At 70.5% G+C, this 14914-nt stretch carries 15 protein-coding genes; 9 read left to right on the top strand and 6 right to left on the bottom strand.

Annotated features, from left to right (window positions below):
* Nucleotides 1–71 precede the first annotated feature (71 nt).
* On the top strand, nt 72–806 hold the full coding sequence (locus BLU84_RS20150; RefSeq protein ID WP_074871343.1) for a hypothetical protein: 735 nt from the start codon (nt 72–74) through the stop codon (nt 804–806).
* 9 nt (nt 807–815) lie between these two features.
* On the opposite strand, the gene BLU84_RS20155 is transcribed toward BLU84_RS20150, so the two are convergent.
* From BLU84_RS20155 to BLU84_RS20170, 4 genes are all read right to left on the bottom strand, one after another.
* On the bottom strand, nt 816–2288 hold the full coding sequence (locus BLU84_RS20155; protein ID WP_211664581.1) for a sigma-54 dependent transcriptional regulator: 1473 nt from the start codon (nt 2286–2288) through the stop codon (nt 816–818).
* Between the two features lie 306 nt (nt 2289–2594).
* Nucleotides 2595–3638 carry a class 1 fructose-bisphosphatase gene (locus BLU84_RS20160; RefSeq protein ID WP_074871345.1) on the bottom strand — a complete coding sequence of 348 codons (1044 nt, stop codon included), beginning with the start codon at nt 3636–3638 and terminating at the stop codon, nt 2595–2597.
* A 79-nt stretch (nt 3639–3717) separates the two neighbouring features.
* Nucleotides 3718–4041, bottom strand: a complete 324-nt coding sequence (locus BLU84_RS20165) for a hypothetical protein (protein WP_074871347.1) — start codon at nt 4039–4041, stop codon at nt 3718–3720.
* A complete protein-coding gene (locus tag BLU84_RS20170; RefSeq protein WP_139175146.1) occupies nt 4038–4559 on the bottom strand; it encodes a hypothetical protein in 522 nt (173 codons plus the stop codon). The genes BLU84_RS20165 and BLU84_RS20170 overlap by 4 nt, the downstream gene beginning before the upstream one ends.
* A gap of 160 nt (nt 4560–4719) precedes the next feature.
* Between BLU84_RS20170 and BLU84_RS20175 the strand changes: the two genes are divergently transcribed.
* The 3 genes from BLU84_RS20175 to dinB all read left to right on the top strand — a co-directional run bounded on the left by BLU84_RS20175 (nt 4720) and on the right by dinB (nt 7238).
* The gene (locus BLU84_RS20175) at nt 4720–5163 is read left to right on the top strand and encodes a hypothetical protein (RefSeq protein ID WP_074871351.1); all 444 of its coding nucleotides are present in this window, start codon (nt 4720–4722) and stop codon (nt 5161–5163) included.
* A 355-nt stretch (nt 5164–5518) separates the two neighbouring features.
* On the top strand, nt 5519–5950 hold the full coding sequence (locus BLU84_RS20180; RefSeq protein WP_139175147.1) for a hypothetical protein: 432 nt from the start codon (nt 5519–5521) through the stop codon (nt 5948–5950).
* Between the two features lie 130 nt (nt 5951–6080).
* On the top strand, nt 6081–7238 hold the full coding sequence (gene dinB / locus BLU84_RS20185; protein ID WP_267889195.1) for a DNA polymerase IV: 1158 nt from the start codon (nt 6081–6083) through the stop codon (nt 7236–7238).
* A gap of 814 nt (nt 7239–8052) precedes the next feature.
* On the opposite strand, the gene BLU84_RS20190 is transcribed toward dinB, so the two are convergent.
* Nucleotides 8053–8586 (bottom strand): GNAT family N-acetyltransferase, encoded by a 534-nt coding sequence (locus BLU84_RS20190; RefSeq protein WP_074871357.1) that lies wholly within the window; start codon nt 8584–8586, stop codon nt 8053–8055.
* A gap of 196 nt (nt 8587–8782) precedes the next feature.
* Between BLU84_RS20190 and BLU84_RS20195 the strand changes: the two genes are divergently transcribed.
* The 5 genes from BLU84_RS20195 (at nt 8783) to BLU84_RS20215 (ending at nt 13838) form a co-directional block, all read left to right on the top strand.
* Nucleotides 8783–9448 (top strand): response regulator transcription factor, encoded by a 666-nt coding sequence (locus BLU84_RS20195; RefSeq protein ID WP_074871359.1) that lies wholly within the window; start codon nt 8783–8785, stop codon nt 9446–9448.
* A 31-nt stretch (nt 9449–9479) separates the two neighbouring features.
* The gene (locus BLU84_RS20200; RefSeq protein ID WP_083382923.1) at nt 9480–10949 is read left to right on the top strand and encodes an ATP-binding protein; all 1470 of its coding nucleotides are present in this window, start codon (nt 9480–9482) and stop codon (nt 10947–10949) included.
* A gap of 248 nt (nt 10950–11197) precedes the next feature.
* Nucleotides 11198–11794, top strand: a complete 597-nt coding sequence (locus tag BLU84_RS20205; RefSeq protein WP_211664582.1) for a hypothetical protein — start codon at nt 11198–11200, stop codon at nt 11792–11794.
* A gap of 30 nt (nt 11795–11824) precedes the next feature.
* Complete coding sequence (locus BLU84_RS27590; RefSeq protein WP_211664583.1) at nt 11825–13057, top strand: NIPSNAP family protein; 1233 nt, start codon at nt 11825–11827, stop codon at nt 13055–13057.
* Between the two features lie 82 nt (nt 13058–13139).
* Entirely contained in the window at nt 13140–13838 is a 699-nt protein-coding gene (locus BLU84_RS20215) for a helix-turn-helix transcriptional regulator (protein WP_074871361.1), read from the top strand.
* Between the two features lie 31 nt (nt 13839–13869).
* Here BLU84_RS20215 and sigJ read toward each other — a convergent pair whose 3' ends face one another.
* A complete protein-coding gene (gene sigJ, locus BLU84_RS20220) occupies nt 13870–14766 on the bottom strand; it encodes an RNA polymerase sigma factor SigJ (protein ID WP_074871363.1) in 897 nt (298 codons plus the stop codon).
* Nucleotides 14767–14914: the final 148 nt, after the last annotated feature.

The raw sequence follows: 14914 nt of genomic DNA on the forward strand, positions 1-14914 counted from the left end.
GTCCCAGGCGCGCCTTCAGGGCGCAACGCAATTACCGATAAGATGAGGCTCTTCGGCTCAAGGACGACGAGATGGCTACTCACTTCGATGCGGAAACGGCTCGGTTCGCTTTCGAATTCGAATGCATGCGGATGCGCAGCTTTGCGTCGAAAACCGGCGATTTCGAATCGTGGTTCGGGCATGCGTTGGAATCGGCCGACTTGCCGATGGTCGCGGAATTCAGGACGCGTCTCCTGGAAGCGTTGCTGTCCGGATTGGACGTCGCCAGACCCGAATGGTACGAGTGCCGGAGAGTGGAAAGATTCTCTCCGACCCCGCGCGATTTTCCGATAATGGAACTGATCGTAATGCGCGATCGCGATCCATTGGGCGCGATTCATCGGGTAACGCCATCGAAGGCGACGTTCAACCCTCTCGGCGTGGCCGCCATAGGGATGGGCATCATCGACAGGATCCAGAACATCCCCCATCCGACCTTGACCATGGCGGTGCTGGCGGCCGGCGCGCTGTCGTTTTTCTACGAGCGGCTCGACCCGGTCCTCGACGACGCGTGCAAGCTGGCGTTGATCGCGATGATCAAACTCGGAATCGAGCACGGGCGCGACTATTTCAGCGACGAAGAAGTGCACACGGCGGCGAGCGCGATCGCGGCGACCGATTCCAGATATGTGCCGCAGTCGCGGGAGAAGATCGCCGAGTCGTTACGCAAGTTGGCGGCGCGCACTATCGTCGCTGAGCGTCGTCCGCGGGAAGTCGGGGGCGGCGATCGCGCCTGGCGCATGCGCGATCGGGTAAAGCTGTTCTGACCGGAAAGCTCAATCGCCGGCGGTCGCCGTATTGCTTTCCTCGACGTCCTCGCTGCCCCGCATCCCCAACCGCTGCATCAACCGATACAACGTCACCCGCGACACATCCAGTTCGCGCGCCGATTCCCCGAGCCGGCCGCGATTGCGCTGCAGCGCGCGTTCGATCGCTTCGCGGGTGGCGGTGTCGCGGGCTTCTTCCAGGGTGGTCGGTGCGGCGATGACGGTGTCGTCGATGTGCAGGTCGGCGGCGGTGAGATAGCGGCCTTCGGCCATGACCACGGCCTGGCGCACGCGGTTGATCAGTTCGCGCACGTTGCCCGGCCAGGCGTGGCGGTGCAGGGCCAGGCGCGCGCACGGCGAGAAACCCTTGATGCCGCGCGAGGTTTCGCGGGCGTAGCGGTGCAGGGCGTGTTCGGCGAGCAGGTCGATGTCGGCGCCGCGTTCGCGCAGCGGCGGTTGGCGCAGGCGCAGCACGCACAGGCGGTGGTAGAGGTCGGCGCGGAATTTTCCGTCGGCGACGGCCTGGTCGAGATCGTGGTGGGTGGCCGAGACGATGCGCACGTCGACCGACACTTGCTCGTGGCCGCCGAGGCGTTCGATCGTGCCTTGCTGCAGGAAGCGCAGCAGCGAGGCCTGGCTGTCCAGCGGCAGGTCGCCGATCTCGTCGAGGAACAAGGTGCCGCCGTGGGCCATCTCGATCCGGCCGAGCTTGCGCTGCTGCGCGCCGGTGAAGGCGCCGCGTTCGTAGCCGAACAGTTCCGACTGCACCAGGTTGTGCGGGATCGCGCCGCAGTTGATCGCCACGAACGGCTGGCGCGCGCGGTGCGAGTGGCGGTGCACCGCCATCGCCGCCAGTTCCTTGCCGGTGCCGGTCTCGCCGGCGATGAACACCGGCGCGTCGGTGCTGGCGGCCTTGTGCAGGCCGCGGCACAGCGCGCGGATCGGTTCGCTGTCGCCGATCATGCCGTCCAGGCCGATCTCGCCGTGGTTGCCGTGGCCGTCGGCGCCGCAGGCCAGCGCGGCCATGCCGTAGGCGTGGCCGATCACCGTGTGCAGCACCGCTTCGGGGCACGGCAGGGTCACGTAGTCGTAGCAGTAGTCGCGGATCAGCCGGCGGGTCGGCTCGTGTTCGAGCTGGGCGGCGGTGATGCCGGCGATCCAGCCGGCGTTGTGCGCGGCCAGGGCCGGGCCGAGTTCGTCGAGGTCGCGCGCCTGGAAGCCTTCGCGCAGGTCGATCAGCACCGCGTGCGGCAGGCGCGGGCTGGATTGCAGCTGGCGCAGCGCGGCGCGGGCGTCGTGGGCGCGGCGCAGGGTCCAGCCGAGGTTCTGCAACGGCGCCAGCGCGTGCATGCGGCCGGCGCCGCCGGGGCTGAGATAGAGCAGTTCGCGCGCGCCGTCGGCGCGCAATGCGGAAGCTCTGACGCTGCCCGGCATGGGGGCGGCGTAGCGCGTCGCCCGATCGCTATGGATCCCGTTGGCCATGATTTTTTATCCCCGCGCGCGCAGAAAAGAATGCGCAAATGCTCCCTGTTATTACTCCAACGCAGTGCCCGGCGGAAGCCGGCCACCGACGGCCGGTCGTGCCATCCGAATGCGTTTTTAGTGACTCTTTGGTAGTCGATGCGCGCAGGGGCCACATCTTGTGGCCGGCGCGCGGCGCGGGCGCATTGGATCGTGCCAACCGGCGTCGGCCGGCGCCGATCCGCGCCGGGTCGCCGCCGCCGGCGCGCGCGGGCGCGCCGGCCGGGAGCGCGGCAGCGAAGGTAGGCTGCCGCGCGTTTGCGCGGGTTACGGCTGCTCGGCGTCGAACTCGTGGTGGTAGCGCACCGCGGTTTCGACCTCGTGCTTGCTGCCCAGGAACACCGGCACGCGCTGGTGCAGGCCGGTGGGCTGCACTTCCAGCATGCGCTGGCGGCCGGTGCTGGCGGCGCCGCCGGCCTGCTCGACCAGCATCGCCATCGGATTGGCTTCGTACATCAGGCGCAGCTTGCCGCCCTTGTCGGCGCATTTGGCGTCGAGCGGATAGCTGAAGATGCCGCCGCGGGTCAGGATGCGGTGTACGTCGGCGACCATCGAGGCCACCCAGCGCATGTTGAAGTCCTTGCCGCGCGGGCCTTCCTGGCCGGCCAGCAGGTCGGCGACGTAGCGCTGCATCGGCGGCTGCCAATGGCGCTGGTTGGACATGTTGACCGCGAATTCCTTGGTGTCGTCGGGAATGCGCATGTCGCGCGTGGTCAGCACGAAGCTGCCGACTTCGCGGTCCAGGGTGAAGGCGTGGGTGCCGTGGCCGATGGTCAGCACCAGCATGGTGCTGGGGCCGTAGGTGGTGTAGCCGGCGCAGACCTGTTCGGTGCCCGCCTGCAGGAAGTCCTTGTCCTCGGCGCGGCTCACTCCGTCGGGCGCGCGCAGCACCGAGAAGATGGTGCCGACCGAGATGTTGACGTCGATGTTGGACGAGCCGTCGAGGGGATCGAACAGCAGCAGGTAGTTGCCGCGCGGGTAGACGTCGGGGATCGGGTGCGAGGTGTCCATTTCCTCCGAGGCCAGGCCGGCGAGGTGGCCGCCCCAGGCGTTGGCTTCGAGCAGGATCTCGTTGCTGAGCACATCGAGCTTCTTCTGCGCTTCGCCCTGGATGTTGCCGGTGCCGGCATCGCCGAGCACGCCGCCGAGGGCGCCCTTGCCCACCGCGATGGAGATCGACTTGCAGGCGCGCGCGACCACTTCGATCAGCAGGCGCAGGTCGGCGTTGATGCGGCCGGCGCGCTGTTCTTCGATCAGGTAGCGGGTCAGGGAGATGGCGGAGCTGGGCGTGGGCGTGAGAACGGCGGACATGGGCTCGGGCGCTGGCGCAGAGGGGGCGCCATTGTCGCCGATGTCGGCGCCGCGCCGGCGTGCGCGGGCGCCGGCGCGTTCAGTTTGGGTCGGGCGCGGCGGGGGCGTCGAGGCGGCGCACGTCGACGAAATAAAAGCAGGCGTTGTACCAATCCTGGAAGCGGCCCAGGTACGCGCCGGCCTGCGGATGCGGCCCGGCCACGCCGATCCAGTACCACAGCCCCGGGCGGGGAAATTTACCGAAGCCGTCGACGAAGACCGTGGCCCGGCCGCGGTCTTGCTCGAAGTCGAAGTCGGCGGCCAGCAGCAGCGCCCGCGGGCCGTCCGGGCCGCCCAGGCGTACCGTCACCGGCCGCGGGGGCAGGTCCGGTCCGGCTGCGGCGCTGGCCGGCGCCGCCATCATTGCCGCGATTCGGGCGTCGCCGCATCGCCGCCACGCACCTGCAGCGAATCGACTTCGCGGCGCAGATGGCGTTCGGTCACGCCGAAGGCATGGGCGATCTCGCGTTGGTCGCAGCCGGCGCGCAGCGCGGCGCGGATCGCGACCCGGCGCAGGGCCACGAACACGCCCCAGGCCGAGGGCACCTCGATGGTGCCGGCGGCGCTGGCGCGGTCGAGCAGGCGCCGGTGCGCGGCGGCGTCCAGCTCCAGGCCCAGCCGCGCGGCGCAGGCGTTGCGGCCGCGCGGCAGGTAGACGCGGCGGCCGCCGTGGCGGTGCGCCAGCCGCAGCATCGCGGCGAAGCCGCAGGACTGGGCGACCTCCGCCGCGACCCACGGCAATGCCGCCAGGGCCTCGATGCGGTGCGTCTCGCAGAACGCGCTCAAGGTCTCGAAGTCGTCGCTGTCCGGCGCCGGCAGGCCGGCGAAACAGGGCGGGGCCGCCGCAGCGGCAGAGGGAACGGGCGAGGCATGCAGGTTCATGTCCGCGATGAACGCGCCGGCGGCCAGGACGTGAAGCGGACCGGCGCGGCCGGCGCGCGCGCCGCGGCGGCCCTGCGGACCGGCTCCGCCATGGCGCCGCGCGCCGCCGCGCACTAGGTTCGCTGCGCGGCAATCCGCCGCGGATTTCCGGAGCGCAGCCATGCCGTACACCATCGAGTTCAGCAACTCTCCGCTGGCGATCCCCGAGCGCACCTGGGCTCAGGCCGAGAACGTGCCGCCGGTGGACGGCGACACCCAGCCGAGCGTGCAGTTCACCGCGTTCACCTCCTGCATCGGCATCTGCGCGCGCAACGACGCCGGCTCGCGGGTGATCGGCATCCACCTCAGCGTCGCCGACGACCAGGGCAACGTGTTCGCGGTCAACAACGTGCCGCAGGTCAGCGAGATCCTGCAAAGCTGGGGCTACGACCCGGCCACCGTGTTCGTGATCGGCCAGGTCGCGGTGTGGCAGGAGAGCGTCCCGCAGGCCTACGAGGCGTTGCTGATCACGCTCGGCAATCCGCCGGTGTACAGCTACGGCGACGGCCAATACGGCGGTGGGCTCAACCTCGCCGGCGCACTGGTGCCGACCTACGTGGATTGACTACGGCGGCGGTGCGAGCGGACGGGCTGCCTTGCGCGCATCGCTCGCGCCCCGCCGCTCCCGCCGCCGCCCGTGTCCGCGGCTGCGCGCAAAGTCCCGCAGGTCGCATGCGGCGTTCCCTGTGCCGCTGCCGCCGCGCGCCGACCTGCGTTCGCCCGGGCCGCCTCGACGCGGTGCGAACGCCACCCCACGCCGCGCCGCGGGCGAAGACGGCCGCTGCGCGGTGCGTCATGCGTTCATCCAGCGAGCGAGGCAGCGGCGTGGACCCGTCCGCCGCCCCTGCACGCGGCGGCGCAACGGATGCAGGGTTGCACCGCTCCCGAACCGCCGAACGCCGCAACCACGCGAGGTACTCGTGCCTGCTCTCTTTACCCCGACCGCCCATCCCTTGGCCATCGCACCGAACCAGTACGCCTCGGCCAACAAGGTGCCCCGACGCGACGACCGGATCCCGCCCACGGTCCGGTTCACTCCTTCCCACTCCTCCATCTGTATCGTCGCTCCAGACGTCCATTACGAGAGGGCGATCGGTATCCATATTCCGATGATGGTCGACGACTACAATTTTTTCAGTATCGCCGACGTGCCGACAGTGAAAGCGCTGTTGAACGGTATGAGCGAGGAGCGCTTCATCCTCGGTGCGGTCAAGCTGTGGAAAGCCAATCTCCCTGAAGCTTATGCAGCGCTGGCAAGTGCGCTGGACTATCCGCAGACCTACGACCACGGCCCGGGCGTCTACGCCGCCGGTTACGGCTCCGCCGGGCTGGAAGTGCTTTACTCCCACTGACACGACGAGGACGCGGACGGCCCACCCTGGCGCTGAGGGCCCAGGTTCCGCGGCATGTTTTGCCGCATGCGGCCGCGGCGCGCGCAGGCCGGCGTTACCATGCGCGCACCTTCCCCGCATTCGCCGTTGCGTGCCCGAGTCCGCATCCCGCCGCAAGATCCTGCACGTCGACATGGACGCGTTCTACGCGTCGGTCGAACAGCGCGACGATCCTTCCCTGCGCGGCCGCCCGGTGGTGGTGGCCTGGCGCGGCGCGCGTTCGGTGGTGTGCGCGGCCAGCTACGAGGCGCGGGTGTTCGGCGTGCGCTCGGCGATGCCGGCGGTGCGCGCCGAGCGGCTGTGCCCGCAGGCGGTGTTCGTGCCGCCGGACTTCGTGCGCTACAAGGCGGTCTCGCGCCAGGTGCGCGAGATCTTCGCCCGTCACACCGACCTGATCGAACCCTTGTCGCTGGACGAGGCCTACCTCGACGTCACCCAGACCAAGACCGGCCTGCCCTCGGCCACCGCCACCGCGCAGGCGATCCGTGAGCAGATCCGCGAAGAGACCCAACTGACCGCCTCGGCCGGCGTGGCGCCGAACAAGTTCCTGGCCAAGATCGCTTCGGACTGGAACAAGCCCGACGGCCTGTTCGTGATCAAGCCGCATCAGGTCGAGGCCTTCCTCGCGCCGCTGCCGGTCGGGCGCCTGCCGGGCGTGGGCAAGGTGATGGAGGGCAAGCTGTCCGAACTGGGCGTGGCCACCGTCGCCGACCTGCGCGGGTTGGGCGCGCAGGCGCTGGAGCAGCGCTTCGGCCGCTGGGGCCGGCGCCTGCACGAACTGGCCTACGGCATCGATGCGCATCCGGTCGAACCCGAGCGGCCGACGCTGCAGATTTCTTCGGAAGACACTTTCGCGCGCGACGTGCCGCTGGAGCGCACCGAGGATGAGATCCGCGCTTTGGCCGGCAAGACCTGGGCGGGCTATCGGCGCGAGTTGCAGCGCCATCCCGGGCGCATCGCCCGCACCGTGGTGCTCAAGCTCAAGACCTCCGACTTCCGCATCCTCACCCGCAGCCTGACCCCGCCGCAGCCGCCGGGCAGCGAGCGCGAGCTGGCCGACATCGCCTGCGCCCTGCGCGCGCGGGTGGAGTTGCCGGCGCAGACCTTGTATCGCCTGGTCGGGGTCGGGTTGTCGGGATTCGCTGAGGAGGGCGAGGTGTTGGCGCAGTCGGATCTGTTCGCTGCGTCGTTCGAACTCGATGTGCAGGGGGAGTGGGACGGCGACGCTGAGGTTGGGGCGGAGGATTGAGGTTGTTGCGTCGGTTGGCAGTCAGGCCGATGGCGAACCGAAGCGGTGCAGTTCCGACGAAGTCGCTCGGAGTTCCGCAACCTCCCGTCCGTCATTCCGGCGAGAGCCGGAACCCATTTTGATCTTGCCGTTGGCCGTTGGCCGTTGCCGTAGCTATTGCCGTTGCTCTTCGCTCCCCCCGCCGCTCCGAACTCGCCACAGGCAAATAGAGACCCGAAGGGCGGCGCGCAGGACGCGCGCCGTGCGCCACCCAGGCCATGGATGGCCTGTGTGGCGCATCCCCGCGCGCGCACCGAACCCTAGTGGCTCTTGATTCGAAAACAGGAAAAAGCACTTTCTTTGTCTTGCCAAAGAAAGTAACCAAAGAAAGGCGCTTTCCTTGTTTTCGAATCAAGAGCCACTATGGGGCGGTGCTTGCGCGGGGATGCGCCACACAGGCCATCCATGGCCTGGGTGGCGCACGGCGCGCGTCCTGCGCGCCGCCCTTCGGGTCTACGGTTGCCTGTGGCGAGTTCGGGGCGGCGGGGGGAGCGAAGAGCAGCGGCAACAGCAACGGCAAGATCAAAATGGATTCCGGCTTTCGCCGGAATGACGGAGTCGTGGTGCGTTGTTGTGTTGGCGCAGTCAGTCGGATCCGAAACCCGCCGAAGCCCCTGTAGGAGCGGCGCAAGCCGCGACCGCGACACCACAGACACGACGAAACTTCGGCCACCAGCGCCCGCACCGATCACTACGACAACCCACAGCCGCAACACCGCAGCCAGGCAGCCAGGCCCGCACCGGGGGAGGAGGTGCGAACCCGGCCGCGCAGCGCTTACGCCGGCGCCACCTCGTCCTCCATCCGCACCACATACCGCACCGCCTCCACCCGCACCGCGCGCAGCGGCGCTTCCAGCTCGCGCGCGGCCTGGCTCCATTGCGGCGACTGGCATTGCAGGTTGAGGCAGCCGAAGCGGCGCGCCGCGTCCAGCGCGTGGCGCAGCAACTCGATCTCCACGCCGCGCTCCTGCCACGGCTCGCGCACGTAGGGATCGTCGAGCTGCAGGCAATAGGCGCGCTCGAGCATGGAGAAGCCCGCGGTCGCGCTGGCGTAGCCGACCACCTCGCCGTCGGCTTCGGCCAGCCAGGCCCAGGCGCCGAACGGCGGTTCGAACAGCACTTCCATCAGCTCCAGCGCGTCCGCGCGCGGCGGGCCGTAAGGACGGCGCTCCAGAGCGCGGCGGTCGCTGTGCTCCTGGCACAGCGCGATCAGGGTCGGGGCGTCGGCGCGGGTCACCGCGCGCACGTTCAGGCCGGCGGTGGCGACGGGGGCGGGATCGGAACGGGTCACGGCGAGCTGGGGGTTCATCGCGGGTTTCCGGTGGACGGCAGGTAGGGGACGCGGCGACGCGGTAGCATCGGCGCCGGAGACCGCGGACGCGGCGGGCTCCGGCGAAGGCGGGGCCATCGTGCGCGCCGGCCTTTAAGAACTTTTTAATCGTGCCCGCGCACAGTGGGTGCGGACGATGCGGCCAAACGCCGCAAGACGAAGACGCGACCGGGCAATGAACATCCTGCTGGTGGAAGACGACGCGATGCTGGCCGAGGCCGTGCGCACCGGCCTGGTCCACGACGGCTGGCGGGTGGACTGGGCGGCCGATGCGCCGCTGGCCAAGACCGCGTTGGTCGATCACGACTTCGACGCGGTGGTGCTCGACCTCGGCCTGCCCGGCGGCTCCGGCCTGGGCGTGCTCAGCGCGCTGCGCAACCGCTACGACGCCACCCCGGTGCTGATCGTGACCGCGCGCGACAAGCTCAGCGAGCGCATCGCCGGGCTCGACGCCGGCGCCGACGACTACATCGTCAAACCCTTCCAGCTCGACGAACTGTGCGCGCGCCTGCGCGCGGTGATGCGGCGCAGCCAGGGCCGGGTTTCGCCGGTGCTCAGCTGCGGCAACGTCGTGCTCGACCCGGCGCGGCGCCTGGTCACCCGCGACGGCGAGCCGGTCACGCTCAGCGGCCACGAGTTCCGCACCCTGACGCTGCTGCTCGAACGCCAGGGCCGCGTGGTCACGCGCGAGCAGTTGGAGGAATCGGTGTACGGCAGCTCCGGCACCATCGAAAGCAACACCATCGCGGTGTACGTGCACCAGTTGCGGCGCAAGCTCGGCGAGCAGTTGATCGTGACCGTGCACGGCTACGGTTACCGCATCGGCGGCGGGCCCAATTGAACGCGCGCGGCTCGAACGCGGGCGTGCGGCGATGAGCGCGATCGGCGACGAGGCCGGCGAGCGGCCCGCCGCGCGCGACACCGAGCGCGTGGGCTGGCGCGAACGCTGCCGGCGCTCGCGCGAGTTCCCGGCCGGCCGCTCGCTGCGCTGGAAACTCACCTGGGTGCTGTTCAAGACCGTGCTGCTGGCCTGGTTCGTGTGGCTGAGCTGCCAGATCTGGCAACTCGGCCGCGAACACACCGGCATGCTCGACCACTCCCTGCGCGAGATCGCCGAACAAGTGCTCGCCTCGATGCCCGAAGGCCTGGAGCGGCTGCCCTCGCGCGATCCCGGCCGGGCCGTCGCGCCGGTGCGGGCCGACCGCAAGATGAGCTTCCAGGTGTGGGCGCGCGGGCGCAATGTGGTGTATTCGGCGGCCGCGCCGATGCAGCCGCTGAATCCCGACTTCAAGGACGGCTTCGCCCGCCGCGTCATCGCCGGCGAGCGCTGGCAGGTCTACAGCCTCAGCGATCCCAAGCGCGGGCTGGTGGTGCAGGTGGGCCGGACCAAGCGCATGGCGATCGAGGAACTGCAGGGCTGGATCGTCGGCAGCCTGCTCGCCGCGGCGCTGATCCTGGTGGTGTTCGCGCTCGCCACCTGGCTGGTGATCGGGCGCTCGCTGCGGCCGATCACCGCGCTGCGCCGCACCTTGCAGCAGCGCCAGCCGCTGGACCTGACCCCGCTGCCGACCCATCCGCTGCCGTCGGAATTCCATCCGCTGGTGGAGGCCTTCAACGGCCAGCTCGAACGCGTCGACGCCGCCGTGCAGCACGAGCGCCGCTTCATTTCCGACGCCGCGCACGAGCTGCGCACGCCGCTGGCGGTGCTCAGCACCCACGCCGAACTGGCGCTGCGCGCGAGCACGCTGGAAGAGAAGAACGAAGCGCTGCGCAAGCTCAGCGCCGGCGTGCGCCGCAGCGCGCGCTTGTCGGAGCAGTTGCTCGACCTGGCCCGGCTCGATGCCGGCGAGGAGAGCGTGCGGCTGGCGCCGCTGGACCTGTCGGACCTGGTGGTGCTGGTGATCCGCGATTTCGAAACCCTGGCGCGCGAACGCCGCCAGCGCATCAGCCTGCGCGCCGAACCGACCCGGCTGCTCGGCGATGTCGACCAGCTCGGCATCCTGCTGCGCAATTTGATCGACAACGCCGTGCGCCATGCCGGCGCCGACGGCCAGGTCGCGGTGAGCTGTTCGGCCGAAGCCGGCGGCGCGGTGCTGCGCGTGGCCGACAACGGCCCGGGCGTGGCGCAGCAGGATTGCGAGCGCATCTTCGACCGCTTCTACCGCGCGCCCGGCAGCCCCGACGGCGGCAGCGGCATCGGCCTGTCGCTGGTGGCGCGCATCGCCCAGACCCACGGCGCCAAGATCGAATGCGGCCCGGGCCTGGAGCGCGGCGCCGACGACCCGCGCGGCCCCGGCCGCGGCTTCGAAGTCTGCGTCTGGTTCCCGCCCGTCGCGCCGTAAACCGCCTGAGCTCCCTGTACGAGCGACGCAAGTCGCGACCGCGAATCCGCAACTACGACGCCGATCGCCCGCGGGCGAGTGACGCCGGCCGTCGAGGGGCGCGGTCGCGACTTGCGTCGCTCCTACAGGGAGCCCAGGTCGCTTATGCCGTAGTTGCGGATTCGCCTCCGGACTGTCCCTGCTGACAACGCGCTGGCAGCAGCCCCCGCCGATCCTGTGCCCCTGCCACCGGACGCGAGGGGAACGCGATGGACGACACCGCAGATACCGCTGCAATCGACGCGCTGCGACGACGCATGCTGCAACTCGGCGCCAGCGCGCCGCTGGCCGCGCTGGCCGGCCTCGGCCCCGCCGCTGCGGCCGCGCCGGCGCTCGATGCGCGCGACGGCCGCCACGACTTCGACTTCTACTTCGGCCGCTGGAAAGTCGAGAACCGCCGCCTGGCCAAGCGCCTGGCCGGCAGCGACGACTGGATCGAGTTCGAGGCCACCGACGAATGCCGGCCGATCCTCGCCGGCCTGGGCAGCGTCGACCGCTACCGCACCGACTGGAACGGCGGCATCGAAGGCTTCGCCTTGCGCCTGTACCGCCCGCACAACCGGCAATGGCACGTGTATTGGGCCAGCGACCGCGACGGCGCGCTGGAGCCGGCGCTGATCGGCGGCTTCCGCGACGGCATCGGCGTGTTCGAAGGCCAGGAGGCGCACGAAGGCCGGATGCTGCCCTCGCGCGCGATCTGGTCGGACATCCGCGCCGACAGCGTGCGCTGGGAACAGGCGCTGTCGCCCGACGGCGGCCGCAGCTGGGAGACCAACTGGGTCATGCGCATGACCCGACTGGCTTGAACGAGCCGGCTCGAACGAGAGATTTCGACGATGAGCGACAAGCATGAGGCCGCCGACGGCCGCCACGATTTCGACTTCCTGCACGGCCGCTGGCAGGTGCGCAACGAGCGCCTGCGCCAGCGCCTGGCCGGCAGCGAGGACTGGGAAATCTTCCACGCCACCCAGACCTGCGAGCCGGTGCTCGGTGGGCTCGGCAACGTCGATGCCTTCCTCAGCGATTGGCGGCGGCCCGGCCAGGACGAGGACTTCCAGGGCATGACCCTGCGCCTGTTCGACCTGCCGCGGCGGCGCTGGAACATCTGGTGGGCCGGCAGCCACGACGGCGTGCTGGAGCCGCCGGTCGGCGGCGGCTTCGCCGATGGCGTGGGCGTGTTCGAAGGCGAACTCGAACACGAGGGCCGGCCGGTGCGCGCGCGCTTCGTCTGGAGCGGAATCGGCGCGAACACCGCGCACTGGCATCAGCAATTCTCGGTCGACGGCGGCGCCACTTGGGAAACCAACTGGCATATGTGGCTGCGCCGGCGCGACGAGGACGGCCGCTTGCCGCACGAGGACGCGGTGATCGAGTTGCGCCGCTACACGCTAAAACCCGGGCGCCGCGACGAACTCATCGAGCTGTTTGAGCGCGAATTCGTCGAATCGCAGGAAGCCGTGGGCATGCACCTGATCGGCCAGTTCCGCGAGCTCGACGATCCCGACCGCTACACCTGGGTGCGCGGCTTCCCCAGCCACGCGCTGCGCGCCGAATCCTTGCAGGGCTTCTACGGCGGCCCGACCTGGAAGCGCCACCGCGACGCCGCCAACGCGACCATGATCGACAGCGACGACGTGCGCCTGCTCAAGCCGGCGCGGGCGCACACCGCGCTGCCCGCGGCCGCGCGCGAACGCACGCCGCTCGGCGGCGGCGGCGAGGACGGCGGCACGATCTGCATCGGCGTGTGCGAATTGCACGCGCCGGCGCAGGACGGTTTCCTCGAACGCTTCGAGCGCGAATTCGCGCCGCTGCTATCCGCGGCCGGCCTGGAACTGCTCGGCGTGTACGTCAGCGACGACACGCCGAACCGATTCCCGCGCCTGCCGGTGCGCGAAGGCGAGCCGGCGCTGGTGTGGTTCGCGCGCTGCGCCGATGCCGGAGCGTCGCCGCGGCTGGCCGCGCAGCCGCAGTGGCGCGCGGCGGTCGCCGACGCCCTGCTGGCCGAGCTCAAGGCCGCGCCGCAGCTGCTGCGGCTGGCGCCGACCGCGCGCTCGGAGCTGCGCGGGTGAGCCCGCGTGTGAGCCCGCCCGCGCGCCGCCGCATCGCCGCGCCCGCGCTTGAGCGCGCCGGCGTGGCGCGGGATCATGCGGCATGCGCCGCGCCGACCGCCTGTTCCTGTTGATCCATGCCCTGCGCGGCCGCCGCCGGGCCATCACCGCGCAGCAGCTGGCGCAGACGCTGGAGGTGTCGCTGCGCACGGTCTATCGCGACGTCGCCGACCTGCAGCGCTCGGGCGTGCCGATCGAAGGCGAGGCCGGGGTCGGCTACGTGTTGCGCAAGGGCGCGGACATTCCGCCGCTGATGTTCGGTCCCGACGAGCTCGAAGCCCTGGTGGTCGGCAGCCGCTTCGTGCGCGCCTTCGGCGGCGAGCGCCTGGGCCGCGGCGCCACCGCGGCGCTGTTGAAGATCGAAGCGGTGCTGCCGCCGGAGCTGCGCGAGCGCGCCGCGCGCACCCGCATCTTCGCGCCCGCGCTGGACAACCGGCTCGAGGCCAGCGGCGTCATCGACGCGCTCTACGCCGCGGTCCAGCAGCGCCGGGTGCTGCGGCTGACCTATCGCGACGGCGAGGCGCGCGCCAGCGAGCGCGAGGTCGAGCCGCTGTGCCTGTCGTTCTGGGGCGGCAGCTGGACCTTGGGCGCGTGGTGCCGGCTGCGCGCGGACTTCCGCAGCTTCCGCCCGGACCGGATCGCGGCCCAGGCCGCGACCGGCGAGACCTTCGCCGCGGACGAGCAGCGCGGGCTCGATGCCTATCTGCGTTCGGTCGGCTCGTCCTTGTCCGATCATCTGTAGATCGCCGGGCGGCCGGGCGGCCGCCGCCCGATCACTGGATCCGCACCGCCTGCAACCGCGCCAGCTTGTCGGGATTGCGCATGATGTAGATGTCGCGCAGCGCGCCGTCCTCTTCGTAGCCGAAGCTGATCGCCGCTTCGATCCGGCCTTCGCGCTCCAGGATCACGCCGCGCGAGCCGTTGAGGTCGACGAAGGTCCAACGGTCTTCGCGGCAAGCCGGGTGCAGCACCGATGCGATGAAGTCCAGCACCGCTTGCGCGCCCTCGATCGCCTGCGCCGCCGCAGTGGCCTTGCCGCCGCCGTCGGCGCGCAGGGCGATCTGCTGCGACAGCAGCGCCGCCAGCGGCGCGGTATGGCCCTGCACGATCGCGGTCTCGAACGCGGCCAGTAGCCGGTCCTGCTGCTCGGCCGGGGTGACGTGGCGGACCCGCGCCAGCTCGATGTTGCCGCGCGCGCGCTGCACCAGCTTGCGGCAGGCGGCTTCCTCGATCTCCAGGATCTTCGCCACCTCGGCATGCGGCTGATCGAAGATCTCGTGCAGCAGATAGGCCGCGCGCTCCTTCGGCGTCAGCCGCTCCAGCAGCAGCAAGAACGCGGTCGACAGCGACGAGGCCAGGCTCCACTGCGCTTCCGGCTCGCTGCCGGCGTCGGCCAGTTCGGCCTGGATCGGCTCGGGCAGCCACGAGCCGACGTAGTCCACGCGGGTGCGATGGGCGGCGCGCAGCAGGTCGATGCAGCGGCGGGTGCAGGCGGTGGTCAGCCACGCGGCCGGGTTGTCGATGCCGCCGCGCTGCGCATCGAGCCACTTGAGGTAGGTGTCCTGGACCGCGTCTTCGGCGTCGGCGCGCGAGCCGAGGATGCGGTAGGCCAGGCCGGTCAGCATCGGCGCGTGCTGGGCGAACAGGAGGTCGTCGGGGGAGGCGGTCATGGGCGGATCAGGCGGGAAGACGAAGGGTTCCGGGTTCGACGATCCGGGGCGCGCGAGCGTGACATGGACCGCGCGGGAAGTGGCGGGTGAGTTCGCAACCGGATACGCAACCGGCCGCAGCCCCTGCAGGAGCGGCGCAAGCCGCGAC

Source organism: Lysobacter enzymogenes, assembly GCF_900106525.1.
Lineage (GTDB): Bacteria > Pseudomonadota > Gammaproteobacteria > Xanthomonadales > Xanthomonadaceae > Lysobacter > Lysobacter enzymogenes.